This window comes from Cupriavidus necator, from assembly GCF_013141915.1.
GTDB classification, from domain to species: domain Bacteria; phylum Pseudomonadota; class Gammaproteobacteria; order Burkholderiales; family Burkholderiaceae; genus Cupriavidus; species Cupriavidus necator_B.
The window spans coordinates 130,847-150,926 of record NZ_SROX01000006.1; the positions used below are offsets into that span (position 1 = coordinate 130,847).

Here is a 20,080-nt window from a genome sequence, read left to right on the forward strand (position 1 = left end):
CTTGTACCGGCCACGGCCGGCTCCAATGGCATAGAAATAGGAGCCGCGCAGCGCACGGTAAGTTCGCCGGTGCGGCGCAAAGCGCCGCATGTGCCACGCCAGGGCGAACCGCTCCGCGTCCTATACCTCCTTCTCGCCATGCTGCACCGGGATCGCCGGCGCGGCCTCGCGCGCGCCCAGCTGCATGAAGATCCAGGCCGACGCGCAGGTAATCAGCCCCATGCAGGCAAAGGTGGCATGGAAGGCCGGCAGCACCGCCGCGGGATCATCGCCAAAGCGGTGCTGGAAGGTCGCCAGCAGCGCGCCGGCCGTGGTCACGGCCAGGCTCATCGACAGCATCTGCACCATCGACAGCATGCTGTTGCCGCTGCTGGCACCGGCGCCGCTGAGGTCCTTCAAGGTGACCGTGTTCATCGCCGTGAACTGGATCGAATTGACCATGCCGAACAGCGCCAGCAGCGGCACCAGCAGCCACAGCGGCAGCTGCGGCGAGATCAGCGCAAACGCCGCCATCACCACGCCCACCACAAAGGTGTTCGACACCAGCACGCGCCGGTAGCCATGACGCTGGATCAGCCGCGTGGCGAGCCGCTTGGACGCCATGCCGGCCGCGGTGACCGGCAGCATCATCAGGCCGGCGTCCAACGGCGCATAGCCCAGGCTGACCTGCAGCGTCAGCGGGATCAGGAACGGCATCGAGCCATTGCCGATGCGCGCGAACAGGTTGCCCAGCAGCCCGACGCTGAAGCTGTGGATGCGGAACAGCCGCAACGGGAACAGTGGCTGCTTGCGCCGGTTGGCGTGCAGCCCGTAGGCGGTCAGCGCGGCCATGCTGGCGATCAGCAGCATCAGCACGGTGGCGTGCTGGAAGCCCAGTCCGCCGAGTCCGTCGAGCGAGAACGACAGCGCCAGCATGGCGGTGGCCAGCAGCAGGTAGCCGGCGAGATCGAAGCGGCCGACGCCGGCCAGCCGCGCATTGGGCATGTAGCGCACGGTGGCCAGCGCGCCCAGCACGCCGACCGGCACGTTGATCAGGAAGATCCAGTGCCAGGACAGCGCCTGGGTCAGCCAGCCGCCCAGCGTGGGACCGATCAGCGGCCCGATCATGCCGGGGATGGCGACGAAGCTCAGCGCCTGCAGGTATTGCTCGCGCGGAAAAGTGCGCAGCACCGAGAGCCGCCCCACCGGCAGCAGCATCGCGCCGCCCACGCCCTGCACCACGCGCGCGCCGATCAGGAAGTTCAGCGTCGGCGCGTAGGCGCACAGCAGCGAGCCTGCCACGAACAGCGCGATCGCGGTCTGGAACACGGTGCGGGTGCCGAAGCGGTCGGCCAGCCAGCCCGAGGCCGGGATCATCACCGCCATGGTCAGCGAGTAGGCGATCACCACCGACTGCATCCGCAGCGGACTCTCGCCCAGGCTGCGCGCCATCGACGGCAGCGCGGTATTGACGATGGTCGAGTCCAGCGTCTGCATGAAAAAACCGACCGCCACCACCCACAGCATGATGCGGCGGGTGCGGTCGTCGGGCGCGGGCGTGGTCATGGTGCGGCTCCGGTCCGGCCGGCGCAGGGTGACCCGATGCGCGCCGGCCAAAGCCAACACCTTAAAGGGCAACGACGGCCGAGGCAATCGGCGCCAGGCTTACAGCGCGGCCCGCAGCCCGATGAAAAAACGCCGGCCCGGTGCCGGCTCGAAGTAGCGCCCGTTGGCCTCGTTGACGATCACCGAGCCGAGGTAGCGCCGGTCGGCCAGGTTGTCGATGCGCCCGAACAGGTAGAGACGCGTCGGGCCGATCCGGAAGGCATAGCCGGCGCGCAGGTTGAACACGGCATAGCCCGGCGCCGCCTGGGTGTTGAGGTCGTCGGCATAGACGCGGCTGTCGGCACGCACCTCGGCCCCCAGCGTCAGCGGCGCGAGCGGCCGCCACGACAGCTCCGCGGCGAGGCTGTGGCGCGCGGTGCCGGGCAGGCGGTTGCCAGCCGCCACAGCCTGTCCCTGCGCGTTGATAAAGCCGTCGCCGAAGCTGGCATCGAGCCAGGTATAGGCCAGGCCTGCCTCGATCCGGCTGCCGCCGCCCTGCCCCGGCGTGCCGACCTCGTCGAGAAAGCCGGCACGCCAGCCCAGTTCCAGGCCGCGACGGCGCACGCCGCTGACATTCTGGTAGACGGTGCGCCCGGCATTGTTCGAAAGCGGCACCACCTCGTCGTGGCTGTCGGCATCGAACAGCGCCGCTTCCAGCCGCTGTCGCGCCGCCTGCCACTTGATGCCAATCTCGCACTGGCGGCTGGTTGATGCCTGCAGGCCCAGGTTGCTGCCGGCGCCGCCGGGACCATAGGCCACCTCGGTCAGCGTCGGGGTCTCGAAGCCGCGGCCGAGGTTGGCGTAGAGGTTGAGCGAATCCAGCGCGTGCCACACCACGCCAAGCACCGGGCTGATGTTGCGGTAGGTGGCATGGCCGCTGTCGTCGGGGCTGGCCGCATTGATGAAATGGTCGGCGATGCCCAGCCGTACCCGGCTGGCGCGCGCCCCGCCCACCAGTTGCCAGGCCGGATGGAAGGTCCAGTCGAATTGCGCGAAGGCGCCGAGGTCGGTCGCGGTATTGGTTTCATCGCGGCGCAGCGCGCCTTGGGTGCCGTCCTGGTTGACGTAGCCGTTGCGGCCGTCGCGCATGCCGTTGGCTTCGAGCCCGGCGCTCCACAGCATGGGCAAGCCAGCGGCGGTGGTGGTGCGCCGGCTCCAGGACAGCGCGGCGCCGCCGTAAGTGCGGTCCAGGTCAACGATGCCACCGGATGAGGTGGGTGCGGCGCCGCTGAAGCCCAGCCGCTGGTACAGGTTGCGCGTGCCGCCGTACAAGCGTGCCGACAGGCTGTCGGTGCCGCCGAGCCGGTGGTCTACCACCACGCCCGCCTGGGTCTGCTCGACTGTCTTGCCGGTATCGAATTGCGTGGCCGCGGCCACGGCCTGGCGCGGATTGGCATCGGCCTGCGCCCGGGTAAGGCCGAGCGGGTCCTGCGCCAGCGGCTGGTTGAAGTAGTTGAACTGGCCGGTCACGCGCGTGCCGCTGGCGGGCTGCGCCACCACTCGGGCATTGAGCTGGTAGCGGCGCGCCGCGCTGTGCTCGCGGTAGCCATCGGTCTGGTAGGTCCACGCATCGAGCGAGCCGCCGAGCCGGTCAGTGCCGCCGGACAGCGCCACGCCGGCCTGCCACTGGCCGTCGCTGCCGAGGCCGGTCGATGCGCGTGCGGTGAATCCATCCGTGGGCGGATCGGGTGTGAACACCTGCACCACCCCGCCCGAGGCATTGCCATACAGCTGCGCGAACGGGCCGCGCAGCACCTCGACACGGCTGGCATTGGCCAGGTCGGCCGTGGATGCCTGCCCCTGCCCGTCCGGCATGGTGGCGGGGATGCCGTCGACATAGAGACGCACGCCGCGCACGCCAAAGGTCGAGCGCGTGCCGAAGCCGCGCACGGCCAACTGCAGGTCCTGCGAATAATTCTGCCGGTCGCGCACCGCCACGCCCGGCACGCCGGCCAGCACCTCCGACAGGCTCACCAGCGGCGTGGCGCTGCGCAACGGGTCGACCGGCACGCTGTCCACCGCGGCGGGCGCGTCGAAACGGCGCTGCTCGCTGCGCGTGGCGCTGACCACTACGTCGGGCAGGGTCTCGCCGGTGGCCGCGGCCACGGCCGTGCCGGGTGCCTCCGCGGCCGGCGCGGCGGCGCTGGCCAGCGCCAGCGCCGCGTACGCCAGCTTGCCGATGACCTGGAAACGACCCGGGGAACGGTACCGGGGGCGCACTGCCAGGATCTGCCTGCCGCCTGGGTTCATGGAAATCGGAAGCGGTTGCGGGTTGGGGCGCGATGGCGCCAATGGGGGCAGCGCCGTACGTGGGTGGATATGGCGCAACTTTAGCCCGCCCGCGCCACCCTGGCTATGCGCCACGGCGTCGGGAAAACCCGGGATCTGGGCGGTACCAGACTAGCGAACCTATATTCAGAAAATTTCAACAACTTATTGCGGAATGGCCCCTGCCTGCGCTCCGGCTCCCCCCTAAACTCTCCTTCACCAACCGCTGCATCCCGCACCGTTTCTACATAGGGAAGCAGCATAAAGACATTCAGATTTTCGAAACCAAAGGACCCGAATCATGACCACCGCCCCCACCCGCGTCGCCATCGTCTACCACAGCGGCTACGGCCACACCGCCAGGCAAGCCCAGGCCGTCGCGCGCGGCGCAGGCCGTGTGGCGGGCACCGAAAGCCTGCTGATCCCGGTCGAAGACATCGACCAGCACTGGGATACCCTGGAACAGGTCGATGCCATCATCTTCGGCGCGCCGACCTACATGGGCAGCGCCTCGGCCCAGTTCAAGGGCTTCATGGACGCGACCTCGCGCAACGTCTTTGCCAAGGGCGGCAAATGGGCCAACAAGGTCGCCGCCGGCTTTACCAACGCGGCCTCGCGCTCCGGCGACAAGCTGGCCACGCTGCAGCAGATCGCCATCTTCGCGGCGCAGCACGGCATGCACTGGGTCAACCTGGGTCTGCCGCCGGGCCACAACAACTCCAAGTCGACCGAGGACTCGCTGAACCGCCACGGGTTCTTCCTGGGCGCGGCCGCGCAGTCGGATGCGGATGTGAGTGCCGAGGTGGCCCCGCCTCCGGCCGACCTGCGTACCGCCGAGCACCTGGGCGCGCGCGTGGCCGAAGTCGCGCAGCAGCTGGTCGCGGGCCGGCAGGCGCTGGCGGCGCTGAAAGAAGCGGCCTGAGGGAGGCGCCGCGAGCCATGAAGGCGCTGGCCTGTCCAGCGCAGGCCCGATCGTCCCTGAAAGAATCTGTTAAAGCCCTCGCCCCTCACGGCCGTTAAGCAATGGGGTCGCAATAGAGTCGCAGTGGGACGGAGGGAGACAGACATGCAGAACCTGGGGATTCGCATACGCCTGGGCGCGGCGTTTGGCGCCATGTGGTCGCTGATGGCGATCGGGATCGCGGTGGCCTTGCCGCGCCTGCAGGAGGCCGCCGACGCGCGGCGCCTGCTGATCGCGCTGGCCGCGGCCGGCCTGTGCGTGGCGGTGGGCGCGGTCTGGGGGCTGGCGCGCGGCATCGAGGCGCCTTTGGCCGAAGCCGTCCACATTGCCGAAACCGTGGCTGCGGGGGACCTCAGCCAGGAGTTCAACACCGAACGAGGCGGCGAGTTCGGCCGGCTGCTGGGCGGGCTGGGCGAAATGGAAGACATGCTAACCGGCCTGGTGACGCGCATCCGCACTGCCACCGACTCCATCACCGATGCTTCGCACCAGATTGCGGCGGGCAATACCGACCTGTCGCAGCGCACCGAAGAACAGGCCGCGGCGCTGCAGCAAACGGCGTCGAGCATGGGCGAACTGACCGCGATGGTGCAGCAGAACACCGAACGCGCCCGCGCCGCCAACGGCATGGCGGCCAACGCTTCCGGCATTGCCGCGCGCGGTGGCGAAGTGGTGGGCAACGTGGTCCAGACCATGTCGGCGATCAGCGCCAGCTCGCGCAAGGTCACCGACATCATTGAAGTGATCGAGGGCATCGCCTTCCAGACCAATATCCTGGCGCTGAACGCCGCGGTGGAAGCCGCGCGCGCGGGCGAACAAGGCCGCGGCTTCGCCGTGGTAGCGGGCGAGGTGCGCACGCTGGCGCAGCGCAGCGCCGCCGCGGCGCGCGAGATCAAGCAGCTGATCGACGATTCGGTGCAGCAGGTGGACAGCGGCTCGGCGCTGGTGGGTCGCGCCGGCGAAACCATGCAGGAGATCGTCCAGGCGGTGGCCAGCGTCACCGGGCTGCTGGGCGAGATTACCACGGCGTCTGAACAGCAAAGCGCCGGCATTGCCCAGGTCAACGAAGCCGTGGCGCAGATGGACACCGTGACGCAGCAAAATGCGGCACTGGTGGAGCAGGCGGCCAGCGCATCGCAGGCATTGGCGGGGCAGGCAACGGAACTGCAGCAGGTGGTGGGGGAATTCAGGCTGTAGGGTCGAGGGCCAGCCCTCGACGGCAGGATCCTTGCGGCGTACCCGCAACAGGTCGCACGGGCCATCTATCGCATGATGCGCCGACGAGAAGTAACGAATGTTCTGCGCTCACCCCCTTCCCTCTCCCGCAAGCGGAGAGGGGAGCAAACCAGCAGCACGCCGTAGCTTCCAGTGCTTCAGGCCGAGACGCTGGCCGGCAGCACCGCCTGCACCGCAGCTACAAAGCGCTCCACGATGTGGTCGATATCCCGCGGCGTGCAGATGAACGGCGGTGCGAACAGCACGTGGTCGCCATGGACGCCGTCGACCGTGCCTCCCATCGGATAAACCAGCAGCCCGTTCCGCATCGCGGCGGATTTTAGCCGCGCATGGGTCTTCAGCGCGGGGGCGAGCGTGGCCTTGCTGTCGCGGTCGGCGACGAATTCCACGCCGACCAACAGGCCGCGTCCGCGCACGTCGCCCAGGTTGGGATGGTCATCCAGCGCCTCGCGCAGCCGGCTGCGCAGTTGCTCGCCGCGCGCCAGCACATTGGCCAGCAGTCCCTCCTCGGCGATGGTACGCTGTACCGCCAATGCCGCGGCACACGCCGTGGCATGGCCGATATAAGTGTGGCCGTGCTGGAAGAAGCCGCTGCCGCCGGCGATGGCGTCATAGATCCGGCGCGTCGACAGCATCGCGCCGATGGGCTGGTAGCCCGCGCCCAGGCCCTTGGCGATGGTGACGATGTCCGGCACCACGCCATCCTCTTCGCACGCGAAAAGGTAGCCGGTGCGGCCCATGCCTGACATCACCTCATCGAGGATCAGCAATACGCCGTACTTGTCGCAGACCGCGCGGATGCGCTTCAGGTAGTCGCCCACCGGTGGCACCGCGCCGGCGGTGGCGCCCACCACGGTTTCGGCGACGAACGCCGCCACGGTGTCCGGGCCCAGTTCCAGGATCTTTGCTTCGAGCTCGTCGGCCAGGCGCTGCGCGTACTGGGCGTCGGTCTCGCCCGCTTGGCGGTCGCGGTAGGCGTAGCACGGCGACACATGATGCGCCGGCACCAGCAGCGGCAGGAATGGCTCGCGCCGCCAGGCGTTGCCGCCGATCGCGAGCGCGCCCAGCGTATTGCCGTGGTAGCTCTGCCGGCGCGCGATGAAATGGCGGCGCGCGGGCTGCCCCACCTCGACAAAGTACTGGCGCGCCAGCTTCAGCGCCGATTCCACCGCCTCGGAGCCGCCCGAGACGAAATAGACGTGGTCGAGGTCGCCCGGCGCGGCCTGCGCCAGCGTCTCGGCCAGCGTTTCGGAAACCTCGGTGGTGAAGAACGAGGTATGCGCGTAGGCGATGGTGTCGAGCTGCGCCTTGATCGCCTCGATCACGCGCGGATGGCCGTGCCCAAGGCACGATACGGCGGCGCCGCCGCAGGCGTCCAGATAGCGCCGGCCGGTGCTGTCGATCAGTTCGATGCCCTGCCCGGCAACGGCAACAGGCAGTTGCTGGCGCGGATTGCGATGAAATACGTGGGTCATGATGAGGGTGGTGGTGGCGATGCCCGGCCGCGCGTCAGTGGCGCGCGGCGGAACGGTTGGCGATGGCAAGGCGCCGCAGCACGCGGCCGGAGAAGGCGGGCAGCGCGCTGCCGGCCGCGTCCTCGGCCCCCGCCGGCGCGGACTGTTCCCAGACCCGCGCGCCGTTGACCCAGACGCCGTGGATGCCGGTGCTCAGCTGCAACGGGTCGGCGAAGGTGGCACGGTCCCGCACGCGCTGCGCATCGAACAGGACCAGGTCGGCAAACGCACCCGGCGCGATCCGGCCGCGGTCTTGCAGGCCGTATTGCTGCGCGGCCAGCCCGGACATCTTGTGGATCGCGGCCTCGAGCGTCATCAGCTGGTCTTCGCGCACCATGCGCGCGAGGATGCGCGGGAAGGTGCCCCATTGGCGCGGATGCGGGCGCGGGTCGAACGGCAGGCCGTCGGAGCCGAACATGGTCAGCGGGAACTGCGCGATGCGCGCGACGTCGCGCTCGTCCATGATGAAATAGATCGCCGCCGCGGGACGCAGCTTGTCGAGCAGCGCGTCCTCGTCCAGCCCCAACTCCTGCATCAGTTCATGGAAGTCACGGCCGCCAGCCGCGGGGTAGCCGGTGGACCAGGTGATCAGCGTGCGCGTGGACTGGCGCACGCGGTCCAGCCGCAGCATGGTCGAGGTCGCGGGATAAGGGTGGCAGTCCAGGCACAACGGCTGCAGGCGCGCGGCGTCGGCGAGCAGGCCCAGCGTTTCGGCCGAGCGGCCATGGTTGCGCTTGCCCGCCACCTTGTGGTGCGAGAACACCACCGGGCAGTCCAGCGCGCGGCCGATGCGCAGCGCTTCCTCGATCGACGGCACGATCGCGTCGGTCTCGTCGCGCAGGTGCGTGGAATAGATGCCGCCATGCGTGCGGACCGGCGCGCAGACGGCGATGATCTCGGCCTCGGTAGCGGCGGCCGCGGGCGGATAGAACGTGCCGGTCGACACACCGAAGGCGCCGGCCTCCATCGCCAGCCTGACCTCGTCGCGCATCGCGGCGATTTCCGCGTCACTGGCGGGCCGGTCCAGTTCCGGCATCGCGCGCACGCGCAGCGTGGAGTGTCCCAGCAGCGGCACCACGTTGACGTTGGCCGGCGCCGTGCGCAGCGTGTCGAGCCATTGCGCGAAGGTATCGAAGCGGAACAGCGCGGGCGGGCCCAGCAAGTCCAGCGGCTGCGGCGGCGCGTTGCTGACCAGCGGTGCCACGCTGATGCCGCAGTTGCCGGTCACCACCGTGGTAATGCCCTGCGACACCTTGGGCGTCATGTCCCGGTGCACCAGCAGGTAGCCGTCGTCATGCGTATGGGCGTCGATAAAGCCAGGCGCCAGCACGCGGCCGGCCGCGTCGACGGTATGGTCGGCGGCCATGCCGTCGCAGTCGCCCACGGCGACGATGCGGTCGCCCGCAACGGCGACGTCGGCGATGCGGCGGGCCGCGCCCGTGCCGTCCACGACCGTGGCGTTGCGGAAGATCAGGTCGGCGCGCCGGGGCGCGGGGGAAGGCGATGCCATGTTGGTCCTTTTCTCGTCACTGGCTTTACTGCGGCGCGATGCCCGCCTGCCTGACCACGGCCGCCCATTTGTCGGTTTCCCGCGCGGCATAGCCGGCCAGCGCCTGCGGCGTGCCACCGACGGTCTCGGCGCCCAGCGCGGCGAACTTTTCCCGGATAGCCGGTTCCGCCAGCGCGCGGTTGAAGGCGCCATTGAGCTTGCCCACCACGTCAGCAGAGGTGCCCTGCGGCGCAACCAGGCCGCCCCACGCCACGCCCTCGAAACCCGGCACGCCGGATTCCGCGATGGTGGGCAGCGCCGGCAGCAGCGGTGAACGCGCCAGGCTGGTCACCGCCAGCGGCCTGAGCCGGCCGGCCTTGATCAAGGGCAGGATGGTCGGCATGTTGTCGATCAGCACATGGACCTGGCCGCCCATCACATCGGTGGCGGCCTGCGGGCTGCCCTTGTAGCCGACATGGGTCCAGGCAAGCCCCGCCTTGTCCGCCAGCAACTGCCCGGTGAGGTGCCCGGACGTGCCTTGCCCCGGCGAGGCATAGGTGAGCTTGTCCGGATTGGCCTGGATGTAGGCCACCAGTTCGGCAAAGGTCTTCACCGGCATGTCGGGCCTGACCGCGATCACGTTCGGGACCTTGAACAGCAGCACCACCGGCACGAAGGCATCGGGCCGGTATGGCAGCTTGCGGAAGGTGCTCTTGTTGATCGACAGCGTGACGTTGTTGGCGTAGCCAAGCGTGTAGCCGTCGGGCGCGGCGCGCTCCAGTTCGGAGATGCCGATCACGCCCGAAGCACCGGGCTTGTTGTCGATCACGAAGGACTGGCCCAGCGACTTGCCAGCCTCGGCACCCAGCGCGCGCATCAGCACGTCCGGACTGCCGCCGGCCGCCGACGGCACCACCAGGCGGATCGGACGCACCGGATAAGTATCCGCCAGCGCCGGGCCGGCCAGGACAGACGCGCCCAGCCATAACAGGGTGGCCAGCGATCGCCGCTTTTGCTGCTGCCTTTGCTCTTGCATCTCGATATCCCGTTCAGTACCTGGGGTCGGCCCGGTTACGCGCTTGCAGTATAGGGGCGCCACCGCGGTCGATGCAACATATGTTTCGTTCACCGTCTGAACACAACATAATTACCCCAATGACTTTCACAAATCATCGCTAAATATGAAACGACGTGAAATGAAACATTCGTTACGTTGATCACGGTACGGCCCTGCGGCATAGCCCTTGCGTCTCGACATAACGCGCCGCCGCCAGCGCCAGGCTTTCCAGCCACGGCGCCGCCACGATCTGGACGCCCACGGGCATGCCTTCCCCCGCACAAGGCGCGGCCACCACGGGCAGGCCCGCCAGCGACAACGGCCGCGTCATATGGCCAGCATCGGCACGCGGCCGGTAGATGCGTCCGGCGCCCTCGACGCACTCGGCGCCGATCGGCGTTGCCGCATAGGGCGTCGCAGGGGCCAGCAGCAGGTCGACCTCGTCGAACAGCGCCAGCAGCCGCTGCCGCCACGCCGCCTGGTACTGGCGCGCGGTGTCGTACCAGTCGCGCGGCAGCGCCAGTCCGGCCAGGATGCGCTGGCGCACAAACGCGCTGTAGCCGCCATGGCGCGTCGCGAACCCCATGCGCTGGTGGTTGCGTCCGACTTCATAGGCGGAGATCACCGACGCCGCATCGCGCGCGGCATCGGCTTCGGGCAGGTCAATGGTGCGCACCGCGCCAAAGGCCGACGCCACGCGCAGCACGGCGGCCTGCACCGCGGGCTCGGCAAAATCAGCAAAGCCGCGGCCTAGCACGCCAACGCGCAGCGTCGCGACCGCGCGGCCTTGCGTTTCGCCAGGCATGTCCACGCCGAGCAGGGCCGCATAGGCCAGCGCGAGGTCGCCCGCGGTACCCGCCATCGGGCCGACCGTATCCAGGCTTTGCGCATACGGCACGCATCCCGCCAACGACAGCCGGCCGGTGGTCGGGCGCAGCCCCCAGATGCCGCAGAAAGCGGCCGGGGCGCGGATCGATCCGTTGGTGTCCGAGCCCAGCCCGAACGGCACCACCCCGGCCGCCACCAGTGCCGCGGTGCCCGCCGACGAACCGCCGGTGATGCGCGACGGGTCGAGCGGGTTGCTCACCGGGCCGCCGATCACGTTCTCGCCGGTGGCGCCGCACGCGTATTCGTCCATCGCCGCCAGCGCCACCGGCACCGCGCCCGCGGCCACCAGCGCCTCGACGGTATCCGCGTGGCGCGCAGCCGGCGGCGCCTGCGCGCGCGCCGCGGCGCCGGCCAGGGTGGCGTGGCCGCGCACGTCCAGCAGGTTCTTCACCACGAACGGCACGCCGGCCAGCGGCGGCAGCGGCCGGCCCTGCGCGCGCTGGTGGTCCAGCGCGGCGGCCTGCGCCAGCGCGCTGTGCGCTAGCAGGGCCGAGCAGGCATTGAGCGGCGCGGCGGCTTCGGCGCGCTGCAAGGCGTCTCGCACCACGGCAACGGCAGGCCGCACGCCGTCGCGCACTTGTGCCGCCATGGCAGCGGCGGTCAGCGTGTCAGTGGTCATGCTTGCCCTCCCCTTGCGCCAGCGCCTGGCGCAAGCTGGACACCATGACCGCCATGCCGGCCAGCAGCGCGGCGGCCTGCTCGCAATCCTGCTGCGCGACCGGCGCCTGCAGCTGTGCGGCGGCTTGCGCTACCAGGCCAGCGGGATCCTCGCCACGTGCTTGCACCATGGCTCAGTTCCGCGATTGCATCAGCTGGCGCGGAATCGCCAGGATCAGCACCGCCGCGGCCAGCATCAGCCCGGCCAGCGCCAGCACGCCCAGCGAGATGCTGCCCGTGCTCTGCTTGATGCCGCCCATCAGCACCGGGCCGATCAGGCCGGCCAGGCTGGCCGCGCTGTTGATCATGGCGATGCCGCCTGCCGCCGCAGTGCCGGCCAGCACGCGGCCCGGCAGGCTCCAGAACATCGACAGCGTGGCCATCAGCCCGGAAATGCCGATGGTCAGGAACACCATTGCCAGCACCGTGTCGTGCGGGAACAGCGTGCTGGCCCACATGCCCGCGGCTGCCACCAGCAGCGGCAGCGCGGCGTGCAGGCGGCGCTCGCCGGTCCGCTCGGCGTGCGCGGCATTGACGTTCATCGCCACGCAGGCGACCGCATACGGAATCGCCGTCAGCATGGCGATCTCCAGCGGCGACGACATCCCGGTCGACTGGATGATGGTGGGCAGCCAGAACACCAGCCCGTAGTTGCCGATATTGAACAGCAGGCAGATCGCCATCAGCACCCACAGGATCGGTGATTTGAGCGCGGCAATAAAGCGGGTGTTCTTCTTCGCATTCTCGGTGCCGAGCGTGCGGGTGATGGCGGCGGCCTCGGCCGGCGTCAGCCAGGGCGCGCTCTCCGGCGCTTCCGGCAGCATGCGCAACAGCAGCAGGCCAAGCACGATGGCGGGCAGCGCCTCGATCAGGAACATCCATTGCCAGCCATCGAGCCCATGCAGGTCGTGCGTGGCCGACATCAGCGCGCCGGAAAGCGGCCCGCCCAGCACCATGCCCAGCGGCATCGCCAGGAACAGGAGCGACATGATGCGCGACTGGCGGTCCGCCGGGTACCACTTGTTCAGGTACATCACCGCGGCCGGGAAGAAGCCGGCCTCGGTCACGCCCAGCAGGAAGCGCGCGACGTAGAACTCCACCGGCGTGGCCACCAACATGGTCGCCGCCGAGACCAACCCCCACAGGATCATGATCGCCGCCATGCAGCGGCGCATGCCGAAGCGGTAGATCAGCAGGCTGCCCGGCACCTGGCAGAGCATGTAGCCCCAGAAGAAGATGCCCGCGCCCAGCCCGTAGACCACGTCGCTGAGCCCCAGCGCCTGCTGCATCTGCAGCTTGGCGAAGCCCACGTTGACCCGGTCAAGGTAGCTGAAGAAGTAGCACAGCACGATGAACGGCACGATGCGGCGCGTGACCTTGGCAAACGCCGTGTCGGCGGCGTCCGGCAGCGCGCCGGCGTGGCCCGGCGATTGGGGCATGGCTGGCTTGGCCAGGGACATGATGGACCTCCTCCTTGTACAGGCGCCGGGGGTCGGGCGCCAGGAGATGCCATCATAGCCGAGCATGAAACAAATGTTCCAGTATGGTTTACTCTGAAACAAACGATATATCCATGGCGCCATGTGACGGAGGCAGCAACAAGAGAAATGCGCGGCAGCGTTTGCCGCCAAGGATCAGTAAAACATCAGGACTCGCAACCTTTTGGTTGCGTTTCCGGGTGCGGGCCCCTAACATGCAACCATCGCGTTGCATGTTGAAACCCCGTACAAGGAGACCGGACATGGCTTCATCCACCGACCGCATCGAACGCAGCATCCTGCTGGCCGCCCCGATCCAGCGCGTCTGGCACGCGCTGGCCGATGCCGAGACCTTCGGCAGCTGGTTTGGCGTGAAATTCGACGGCGCGACCTTCGCCCCAGGTCAGCGCGCCGTGGGCAGCGTCACCTACCCCGGCTATGAGTACCTGAAGTTCGACGTGGTGATCGAACGCATGGAGCCGCCGCGGCTGCTGTCCTGGCGCTGGCATCCGGCGCCGGTGGAGCGTGGCCGCGACTATTCGGCCGAGCCGCCGACGCTGGTGGTCTTCGAACTGACGGAAAGCGCGGGCGGCACGCTGCTGAGCGTGGTCGAATCCGGCTTCGACCAGATCCCGCCGGAACGCCGCATGGAAGCCTTCCGCATGAACAGTGGCGGCTGGGATGGCCAGATGGAAAACCTACGCAAGCATGTCGGCGCCGCGGCCTGAGTCCTCGCCCGCGCTGGGCCTGCAGGACACCGCCGCGGTATTTGCCGCGCTCGGCGACGAAACCCGGCTGCGGCTGGTGGCGGCGCTGTGCGCCGGCGGCGCGATGTCGATCGCGCAGCTGACGGCAGGCAGCGCCATGACGCGGCAGGCGGTGACCAAGCACCTGCAGGTGCTGGCGCAGGCCGGGCTGGTGCATGACAGCCGCGCCGGGCGCGAGCGGCTGTGGCAATTCGAGCCCGGCCAGCTGGAAGCCGCGCGCCGGTCGCTCGAAGCGATCGGGCGGCAGTGGGAGTTTGCGCTGGGCAAGCTGAAGCTGGCGGTGGAGGGCAGTCACTAGCGACCACCTCGATCGCGCCGCCGGCTTGCTCCCTTCGCCCGCTTGCGGGAGAGGGGCAAACCCGAGGACGTTGACTACCCTCGCAAGCAACGAAACCCTTCTCCATCACCGCTATACTGACAGCCCCGCCCATTCCAGCGAGAGGAAGCGCGCAGTGGCTGACCACGACCTGTCCAGGCTCAAGATCGACCGGCAAGCCGCCGCGGCCGGCGCCCGTATCCACCCGCGGCGCAGGTGGCTGCGCTACGCGGCCATCGCGGTGGTGCTGCTCGCCCTGGCCGGCATTGCCATCCGGCTGCTCGGCCCGCGGCCGGTGCAGACCGCCACCGTTACCTCCGCCTACCCCACGCAGAACTTCACGCTGCTGAACGCCACCGGCTATGTCGTGCCGCAGCGCAAGGCGGCGGTCGCCTCGAAGGCGCAGGGCCGGCTGGAATGGCTGGGCGTGCTGGAAGGCTCGCGCGTGAAGAAGGACGAAGTCATCGCGCGGCTGGAAAGCAAGGACGTTGCCGCCTCGTTCGCGCAGGCGCAGGCGCAGGTTCAGGTGGCGCAGGCCAACCTGGCGCTGCAGCAGGCCGAGCTCAAGGACGCCGAGGTTAACCTGCGCCGCTCCAAAGTGCTGATCGTGCCGAACGCGATCTCGCGCACCCAGTACGACGCCGACGTGGCGCGCTTCGACAAGGCGCGGGCGTCGGTGAACAGCTCGCGCGCGTCGGTGGTGTCGGCGCAGGCCAATGCGCGCGCGGCCGAGGTGGCGGTCGAACAGACCGTGGTGCGCGCGCCGTTCGACGGCGTGGTGCTGGTCAAGCATGCCAACGTGGGCGACAACATCACGCCCTTCTCCGCCGCCGCCGACACCAAGGGCGCGATCGTCACCATCGCCGACATGGAAACGCTGGAAGTCGAGGCCGATGTCGCCGAATCCAATATCGCCAGGATCCGCGTCGACCAGCCCTGCGAGCTGCTGCTCGACGCCCTGCCCGGCCTGCGGCTGGCCGGGCAGGTAGCGCGCATCGTGCCGACGGTAGACCGCTCCAAGGCCACCGTGCTGGTCAAGGTGCGCTTTGTCGATCGCGATGCGCGCGTGCTGCCCGACATGAGCGCCAAGATTGCGTTCCTGTCGCGCGCGGCCACCGCGCAGGACCGCCAGCCGGTGGTCGCGGTGCAGCCGGCCGCCGTGGCCACGCGCGACGGGCGCCACGTGGTCTACGTGGTCAGGGACGGCAAGGCGCACGAGATGACGGTCAGGACCGGCGACAAGCTGGGCGAACTGATCGCCGTGCAGGGGGTCAAGCCAGGCGACGTGGTCGTGCTGTCGCCCGGCGACCGGATCGGCGACGGCAGCCGGGTCACGACGGCCAAGCCATGATGAGGCCCGCATGAGCGCCGCGCCGCTGGTGCAGATCGACCACGTCGCCAAGTCGTACCGGCGTGGCATGCAGACCGTGCCGGTGCTGACCGACATCTCGCTGGAGATCGGCGCAGGCGATTTCGTCGCGCTGATGGGTCCCTCGGGCTCGGGCAAGAGCACGCTGCTGAACCTGATTGCCGGCATCGACCGGCCCGACCACGGCACGCTGCGCGTGGCCGGTCTGGACATCACGCAGTTGCCCGAAGCCGCGCTGGCCGACTGGCGCGCCGCCAATGTCGGCTTTATCTTCCAGTTCTACAACCTGATGCCGGTGCTGACCGCGTTCGAGAACGTCGAGCTGCCGCTGATGCTGACCCGCCTGCCACGCGCGGAGCGGCGCGCGCGCGTGGAACTGGTGCTGGACATGGTCAACCTCGCCGACCGCATGAGCCACTACCCGTCGGAGCTGTCGGGCGGGCAGCAGCAGCGCGTGGCGATCGCGCGCGCGCTCATCACCGACCCCACGCTGATCGTCGCCGACGAGCCCACCGGCGACCTCGACCGCACCTCCGCAGCCGAGATCCTGGCGATGATGCAGCGGCTCAATGCCGATGCCGGCAAGACCATCATCATGGTCACGCACGATGCGCACGCCGCCGCCGCGGCCGGATCGCTGGTGCACCTGGAAAAAGGCGAGCTGATCCGTGGCGAGCCGGCGTAGCCTCCATCACCCATGTACGCGCTCAAGCTGATCGCCCGCAATGCGCTGCGGCACAAGCTGCGCACCGCGCTGACGGTGTTCGGGCTGGTGATCGCGGTGCTCGCCTTCGGGCTGTTGCAGACGGTGATCGATGCCTGGTATGCGGGCGCGTCGGCCGCCTCCAGCGCGCGGCTGGTCACGCGCAACGCGATCTCGCTGGTGTTCCCGCTGCCGCTCAGCTACGAAAGCCGCATCAAGGGCATCGACGGCGTGACGCAGGTGGCCCGCTCCAACTGGTTCGGCGGCACCTATCGCGATCCCAAGAATTTCTTCGCGCAGTTCGCCGTCTCCGACAACTACCTGGACCTCTACCCCGAATTCATCGTGCCGGCGGCGCAACGCGCCGACTACCAGCGCGACCGCAAGGGCGCGCTGGTGGGGCGCCAGCTGGCCGACCAGTTCGGCTTCAAGGTCGGCGACGTGATCCCGATCAAGGGCACCATCTACCCCGGCACCTGGGAGTTCGTGGTGCGCGGCATCATGGACGGGCGCGACGAGAGCACCATCACGCGCCAGATGGTGTTCCACTGGGAATACCTGAACGAGACCGTGCGCAAGCGCACCCCGCGCCAGGCCGACCAGGTCGGCGTCTACGTGGTGGGCGTGGACAACCCCGACAACACCGCGGCGATCTCGCGCCAGGTCGACGGCGTGTTCCGCAATTCGCTGGCCGAAACCCTGACTGAAACCGAGCAGGCCTTCCAGCTGGGCTTCGTCGCCATGTCCAACCAGATCATCGCGGCGATCCGCGTGGTGTCCTATGTGGTGATCGTGATCATCATGGCGGTGATGGCCAACGCCATGGCGATGAGCGCGCGCGAGCGCACCGTGGAATACGCCACGCTCAAGGCGCTGGGCTTCGGCCCCGGCTTCCTGGCGCTGCTGGTGTTCGGCGAATCGCTGGCGCTGTGCGTGGTGGGCGGCGCGCTCGGCATGCTGGCCACGCCGCCGATGGCCAGCGCCTTCAAGCAGGCGGTGGGCGGCGTGTTCCCGGTGTTCACGGTCTCGCCGCAGACCATGCAATTGCAGGCGGCGTGCGCGCTGGCGGTGGGGGTCTTTGCCGGCATCGTGCCGGCGGTGCAGGCGGCGCGCGTGCGCATCGTCGAGGGCCTGCGAGCCATCGGCTAGCGCAAGGAGACTGCCGTGGCCATCCCCTTGACCTATATCGCGCGCAACCTGTGGGCGCGGCGCCTGACCACCGCGCTGACCGCGGCCGGGCTGGCGCTGGTGGTGTTTGTCTTCGCCACCATGCTGATGCTCGACGCCGGCCTGAAGAAGACCCTGGTCACCACCGGCGAGCACGATAACGTGGTCGTGATCCGCAAGGGCGCCGAGACCGAGATCCAGAGCGCGGTCAACCGCGACCAGGCCAGCATCATCGAGATGCACCCGGCCGTGGCCCTGAGCGGCGCCGGCCGGCCGCTGGCCTCGCGCGAGGCGGTGGTGCTGATCTCGCTGACCAAGGCCAGCACCGGCCAGCCGTCCAACGTGGTGATCCGCGGCATCTCGCCGGCCGGCATGGACTTGCGCCCGCAGGTGCGGCTGCTGGCGGGGCGCATGTTCCGGCCGGGCTCGTCCGAGATCATCGTCGGCAGCAGCATCGCCGGCGGCTTTGCCGGCGTGCAGATCGGCGAGCACCTGCGCTTTGCGCAGCGCGACTGGACCGTGGTCGGCCACTTCGACGCCGGTGGCAGCGGCTTCGACTCCGAGATCTGGGGCGACGTGGACCAGTTGATGCAATCGTTCCGGCGCAACGCGTACTCGTCGATGGTGGTCAGGCTGGCCGATTCCGCGCTGTTCGAACGCTTTCGCGCCGATATCGACGTCGATCCGCGACTCGCCGACGAAGCCAAGCGCGAGCAGGCGTTCTACAGCGACCAGTCCAAGGCCCTGTCCGGCTTTATCAACATCCTGGGCTTCACGCTGTCCACCATCTTCTCGATCGCGGCGATGATCGGCGCCATGATCACCATGTATGCCTCGGTGGCCAACCGCGTGGCGGAGATCGGCACGCTGCGCGCGCTGGGCTTCCAGCGTGCCAGCGTGCTGGCCGCCTTCCTGGCCGAAGCGGGGCTGCTGGGCCTGGTCGGCGGCGCGGCGGGCCTGGCCTGCGCGGCGCTGATGCAGTTCGCGTCGTTCTCGACCACCAACTTCCAGACCTTTGCCGACCTGTCGTTCCGCTTCATCCTGACCCCGGCCATTGCGCTGCAGACGCTGGCGTTTTCGATGGCGATGGGGCTGGTCGGGGGATTCCTGCCGGCCGTGCGGGCGGCGCGGATGAATATCGTGGACGCGCTGCGGGCGCGTTGAACGATGCGCACTCCTGCCGGTTTGCTCCCCTCTTCCGCTTGCGTGAGAGGCAGGGGGTGAGGGCAGGCGCTTCCACGACGGTGAGGTCCTGAAACACCATTGGCCCGGTTTGATGAGACTGCCAGCTAGACCACCCCTCACCCCGGCCCTCACCCCATGAGGGGAGAGCGAGTAACCTTAGCCATTGCGTGGGGCATCCTTTCCTTGCCTTCTCCCCGACCGCCGACTACAACCCGTAGTGATGCATGCGACTCGTCAGGACGCCCCCCCGATGAACCTTGACTTGCTGGCCTCATTGCTGACCGCCGTGGTGGTGCTGCTGATCGGTACGCTGGTCAACCGCAGCGTCGGCGTGCTGTCGCGCTACAACATTCCCGATCCCGTCACCGGCGGCCTGCTGTTCGCGGTCATCGCGTCGATTGCGGTGGCGGTGGCAAACGTCCGCGTGGTGATCGATCCCGGCATGAAACCGGTACTGCTGCTGATGTTCTTCGGTGGCGTCGGCCTCTGCGCCGACCTGCGCATGCTCAAGCGCGGCGGCAAGGCGCTGGTGATCTTCCTGGCCATCCTGCTGCCTTATATCGTGGTGCAGAACGTGGTGGGCGTGGCCATGGCCGCGGTGCTGGACCTGCACCCGATCTTCGGCCTGGTAAGCGGCTCCATCACGCTGGTGGGGGGACACGGCACCGGGGCCGCCTATGCCGAGCGCTTTGCCGAGGTCAACAACCTGCAGGCGGTGATGGACCTGTCGATGACGGTGGCCACCGTCGGCCTGATCGTGGGCGGCATCATCGGCGGACCGGTGGCGCAATTCCTGATCTCGCGCTACCAGCTGCGCTCCACGGCGCGCGAGCCCGGCGACACCGAAGACGAAGCGGCCGCGCTCTCGCCCATCACCACCGTGGGCGCACTGGGCTCGCTGGCCGGCATCCTGGCCGCGGTGATCGGCGGGCGCTGGATCGCCGCGCAGATGCCGACCGGCGCCATCACCATCCCCGGCTTCCTCTGGTGCATGATGCTCGGCATCGCCCTGCGCAACCTGCTGCCGTTTGCCGGTATGCGTTTTGACGACCGCGGCACCGACCTGATCACCAATGTCTGCCTGTCGCTGTTCCTGGTGATGACGATGATGGCGCTGGACCTGGCCGACGTGGCGCTGTCCGCCGGTCCGTTCCTGCTGATCATTGCCATGCAGGTGGTGTTCATCATCCTCTACGTGGTGTTGGTGTGCTTCCGCTTCATGGGGCGCGACTACGAAGCCGCGGTCAGTTCGGCCGCGTTCATCGGCTTCAACATGGGCTCGACCGCCACCGCCATGGCCAATATGCGCGCCATCACCGCGCGCTACGGGCCGGCGCCCACCAGCTACCTGATCACGCCGCTGGCCGGCGCGTTTTTCGTCGACCTGATGAACGCGTTGGTGCTGACCATGATGCTGGCGCTGCCGCTGATCGGAGGCTGA

Annotated in this window: 17 protein-coding genes; 9 read left to right on the forward strand and 8 right to left on the reverse strand. The window is 68.8% G+C overall.

Translation table 11 applies throughout. The annotated features are described in order from the left end of the window. Window positions 1-120: 120 nt before the first annotated feature. Both mdtD and E5S69_RS13785 read right to left on the reverse strand, forming a co-directional pair. Entirely contained in the window at window positions 121-1,545 is a 1,425-nt protein-coding gene (mdtD, locus tag E5S69_RS13780; protein WP_171515211.1) for a multidrug transporter subunit MdtD, read from the reverse strand. Between the two features lie 99 nt (window positions 1,546-1,644). After that, a complete protein-coding gene (locus E5S69_RS13785; RefSeq protein WP_171515212.1) occupies window positions 1,645-3,834 on the reverse strand; it encodes a TonB-dependent receptor family protein in 2,190 nt (729 codons plus the stop codon). A gap of 319 nt (window positions 3,835-4,153) precedes the next feature. Here E5S69_RS13785 and E5S69_RS13790 point away from each other — a divergent pair, with 319 nt between their 5' ends. Further along, window positions 4,154-4,774: a flavodoxin family protein gene (locus E5S69_RS13790; RefSeq protein WP_171515213.1), complete on the forward strand. Its 621-nt coding sequence runs from the start codon at window positions 4,154-4,156 to the stop codon at window positions 4,772-4,774. A 144-nt stretch (window positions 4,775-4,918) separates the two neighbouring features. After that, entirely contained in the window at window positions 4,919-6,010 is a 1,092-nt protein-coding gene (locus E5S69_RS13795; RefSeq protein WP_171515214.1) for a methyl-accepting chemotaxis protein, read from the forward strand. Between the two features lie 176 nt (window positions 6,011-6,186). Here the strand turns inward: E5S69_RS13795 and E5S69_RS13800 are convergent, their stop codons facing one another. The 6 genes from E5S69_RS13800 to E5S69_RS13825 all read right to left on the reverse strand — a co-directional run bounded on the left by E5S69_RS13800 (window position 6,187) and on the right by E5S69_RS13825 (window position 13,114). Further along, window positions 6,187-7,524 (reverse strand): aspartate aminotransferase family protein, encoded by a 1,338-nt coding sequence (locus E5S69_RS13800; protein ID WP_171515215.1) that lies wholly within the window; start codon window positions 7,522-7,524, stop codon window positions 6,187-6,189. Between the two features lie 34 nt (window positions 7,525-7,558). Further along, a complete protein-coding gene (locus E5S69_RS13805; protein WP_171515216.1) occupies window positions 7,559-9,073 on the reverse strand; it encodes an N-acyl-D-amino-acid deacylase family protein in 1,515 nt (504 codons plus the stop codon). 25 nt (window positions 9,074-9,098) lie between these two features. Then, window positions 9,099-10,088 (reverse strand): Bug family tripartite tricarboxylate transporter substrate binding protein, encoded by a 990-nt coding sequence (locus tag E5S69_RS13810; protein WP_171515217.1) that lies wholly within the window; start codon window positions 10,086-10,088, stop codon window positions 9,099-9,101. Window positions 10,089-10,269: 181 nt separating this feature from the next. Further along, complete coding sequence (locus E5S69_RS13815; RefSeq protein WP_171515218.1) at window positions 10,270-11,616, reverse strand: AtzE family amidohydrolase; 1,347 nt, start codon at window positions 11,614-11,616, stop codon at window positions 10,270-10,272. Further along, the gene (locus tag E5S69_RS13820; RefSeq protein WP_171515219.1) at window positions 11,606-11,785 is read right to left on the reverse strand and encodes a hypothetical protein; all 180 of its coding nucleotides are present in this window, start codon (window positions 11,783-11,785) and stop codon (window positions 11,606-11,608) included. Before E5S69_RS13820 ends, E5S69_RS13815 begins: the two co-directional genes overlap by 11 nt. A gap of 3 nt (window positions 11,786-11,788) precedes the next feature. Then, window positions 11,789-13,114 (reverse strand): MFS transporter, encoded by a 1,326-nt coding sequence (locus E5S69_RS13825; RefSeq protein ID WP_171515220.1) that lies wholly within the window; start codon window positions 13,112-13,114, stop codon window positions 11,789-11,791. 281 nt (window positions 13,115-13,395) lie between these two features. Here E5S69_RS13825 and E5S69_RS13830 point away from each other — a divergent pair, with 281 nt between their 5' ends. The 7 genes from E5S69_RS13830 to gltS all read left to right on the forward strand — a co-directional run bounded on the left by E5S69_RS13830 (window position 13,396) and on the right by gltS (window position 20,080). After that, complete coding sequence (locus tag E5S69_RS13830) at window positions 13,396-13,860, forward strand: SRPBCC family protein (protein ID WP_171515221.1); 465 nt, start codon at window positions 13,396-13,398, stop codon at window positions 13,858-13,860. Beyond that, a complete protein-coding gene (locus E5S69_RS13835) occupies window positions 13,841-14,197 on the forward strand; it encodes an ArsR/SmtB family transcription factor (protein WP_171515222.1) in 357 nt (118 codons plus the stop codon). Before E5S69_RS13830 ends, E5S69_RS13835 begins: the two co-directional genes overlap by 20 nt. A gap of 154 nt (window positions 14,198-14,351) precedes the next feature. Next, window positions 14,352-15,566: an efflux RND transporter periplasmic adaptor subunit gene (locus E5S69_RS13840; protein WP_171515223.1), complete on the forward strand. Its 1,215-nt coding sequence runs from the start codon at window positions 14,352-14,354 to the stop codon at window positions 15,564-15,566. Window positions 15,567-15,576: 10 nt separating this feature from the next. Beyond that, a complete protein-coding gene (locus E5S69_RS13845; RefSeq protein ID WP_171515224.1) occupies window positions 15,577-16,269 on the forward strand; it encodes an ABC transporter ATP-binding protein in 693 nt (230 codons plus the stop codon). Between the two features lie 12 nt (window positions 16,270-16,281). Continuing rightward, window positions 16,282-17,436: an ABC transporter permease gene (locus E5S69_RS13850; RefSeq protein ID WP_171515225.1), complete on the forward strand. Its 1,155-nt coding sequence runs from the start codon at window positions 16,282-16,284 to the stop codon at window positions 17,434-17,436. Window positions 17,437-17,451: 15 nt separating this feature from the next. Next, window positions 17,452-18,618: an ABC transporter permease gene (locus tag E5S69_RS13855; protein WP_171515226.1), complete on the forward strand. Its 1,167-nt coding sequence runs from the start codon at window positions 17,452-17,454 to the stop codon at window positions 18,616-18,618. 271 nt (window positions 18,619-18,889) lie between these two features. Continuing rightward, complete coding sequence (gene gltS, locus E5S69_RS13860) at window positions 18,890-20,080, forward strand: sodium/glutamate symporter (RefSeq protein WP_171515227.1); 1,191 nt, start codon at window positions 18,890-18,892, stop codon at window positions 20,078-20,080.

Coding starts and splice junctions, on each gene's coding strand:
- E5S69_RS13805 (WP_171515216.1), bottom strand. CDS start 9,073: ATGGCATCGCCTTCCCCCGCGCCCCGGCGCGCCGACCTGATCTTCCGC.
- E5S69_RS13815 (WP_171515218.1), bottom strand. CDS start 11,616: ATGACCACTGACACGCTGACCGCCGCTGCCATGGCGGCACAAGTGCGC.
- E5S69_RS13795 (WP_171515214.1), top strand. CDS start 4,919: ATGCAGAACCTGGGGATTCGCATACGCCTGGGCGCGGCGTTTGGCGCC.
- E5S69_RS13835 (WP_171515222.1), top strand. CDS start 13,841: ATGTCGGCGCCGCGGCCTGAGTCCTCGCCCGCGCTGGGCCTGCAGGAC.
- E5S69_RS13820 (WP_171515219.1), bottom strand. CDS start 11,785: ATGGTGCAAGCACGTGGCGAGGATCCCGCTGGCCTGGTAGCGCAAGCC.
- gltS (WP_171515227.1), top strand. CDS start 18,890: ATGAACCTTGACTTGCTGGCCTCATTGCTGACCGCCGTGGTGGTGCTG.
- E5S69_RS13845 (WP_171515224.1), top strand. CDS start 15,577: ATGAGCGCCGCGCCGCTGGTGCAGATCGACCACGTCGCCAAGTCGTAC.
- E5S69_RS13850 (WP_171515225.1), top strand. CDS start 16,282: ATGTACGCGCTCAAGCTGATCGCCCGCAATGCGCTGCGGCACAAGCTG.
- E5S69_RS13830 (WP_171515221.1), top strand. CDS start 13,396: ATGGCTTCATCCACCGACCGCATCGAACGCAGCATCCTGCTGGCCGCC.
- mdtD (WP_171515211.1), bottom strand. CDS start 1,545: ATGACCACGCCCGCGCCCGACGACCGCACCCGCCGCATCATGCTGTGG.
- E5S69_RS13800 (WP_171515215.1), bottom strand. CDS start 7,524: ATGACCCACGTATTTCATCGCAATCCGCGCCAGCAACTGCCTGTTGCC.
- E5S69_RS13810 (WP_171515217.1), bottom strand. CDS start 10,088: ATGCAAGAGCAAAGGCAGCAGCAAAAGCGGCGATCGCTGGCCACCCTG.
- E5S69_RS13785 (WP_171515212.1), bottom strand. CDS start 3,834: ATGAACCCAGGCGGCAGGCAGATCCTGGCAGTGCGCCCCCGGTACCGT.
- E5S69_RS13790 (WP_171515213.1), top strand. CDS start 4,154: ATGACCACCGCCCCCACCCGCGTCGCCATCGTCTACCACAGCGGCTAC.
- E5S69_RS13825 (WP_171515220.1), bottom strand. CDS start 13,114: ATGTCCCTGGCCAAGCCAGCCATGCCCCAATCGCCGGGCCACGCCGGC.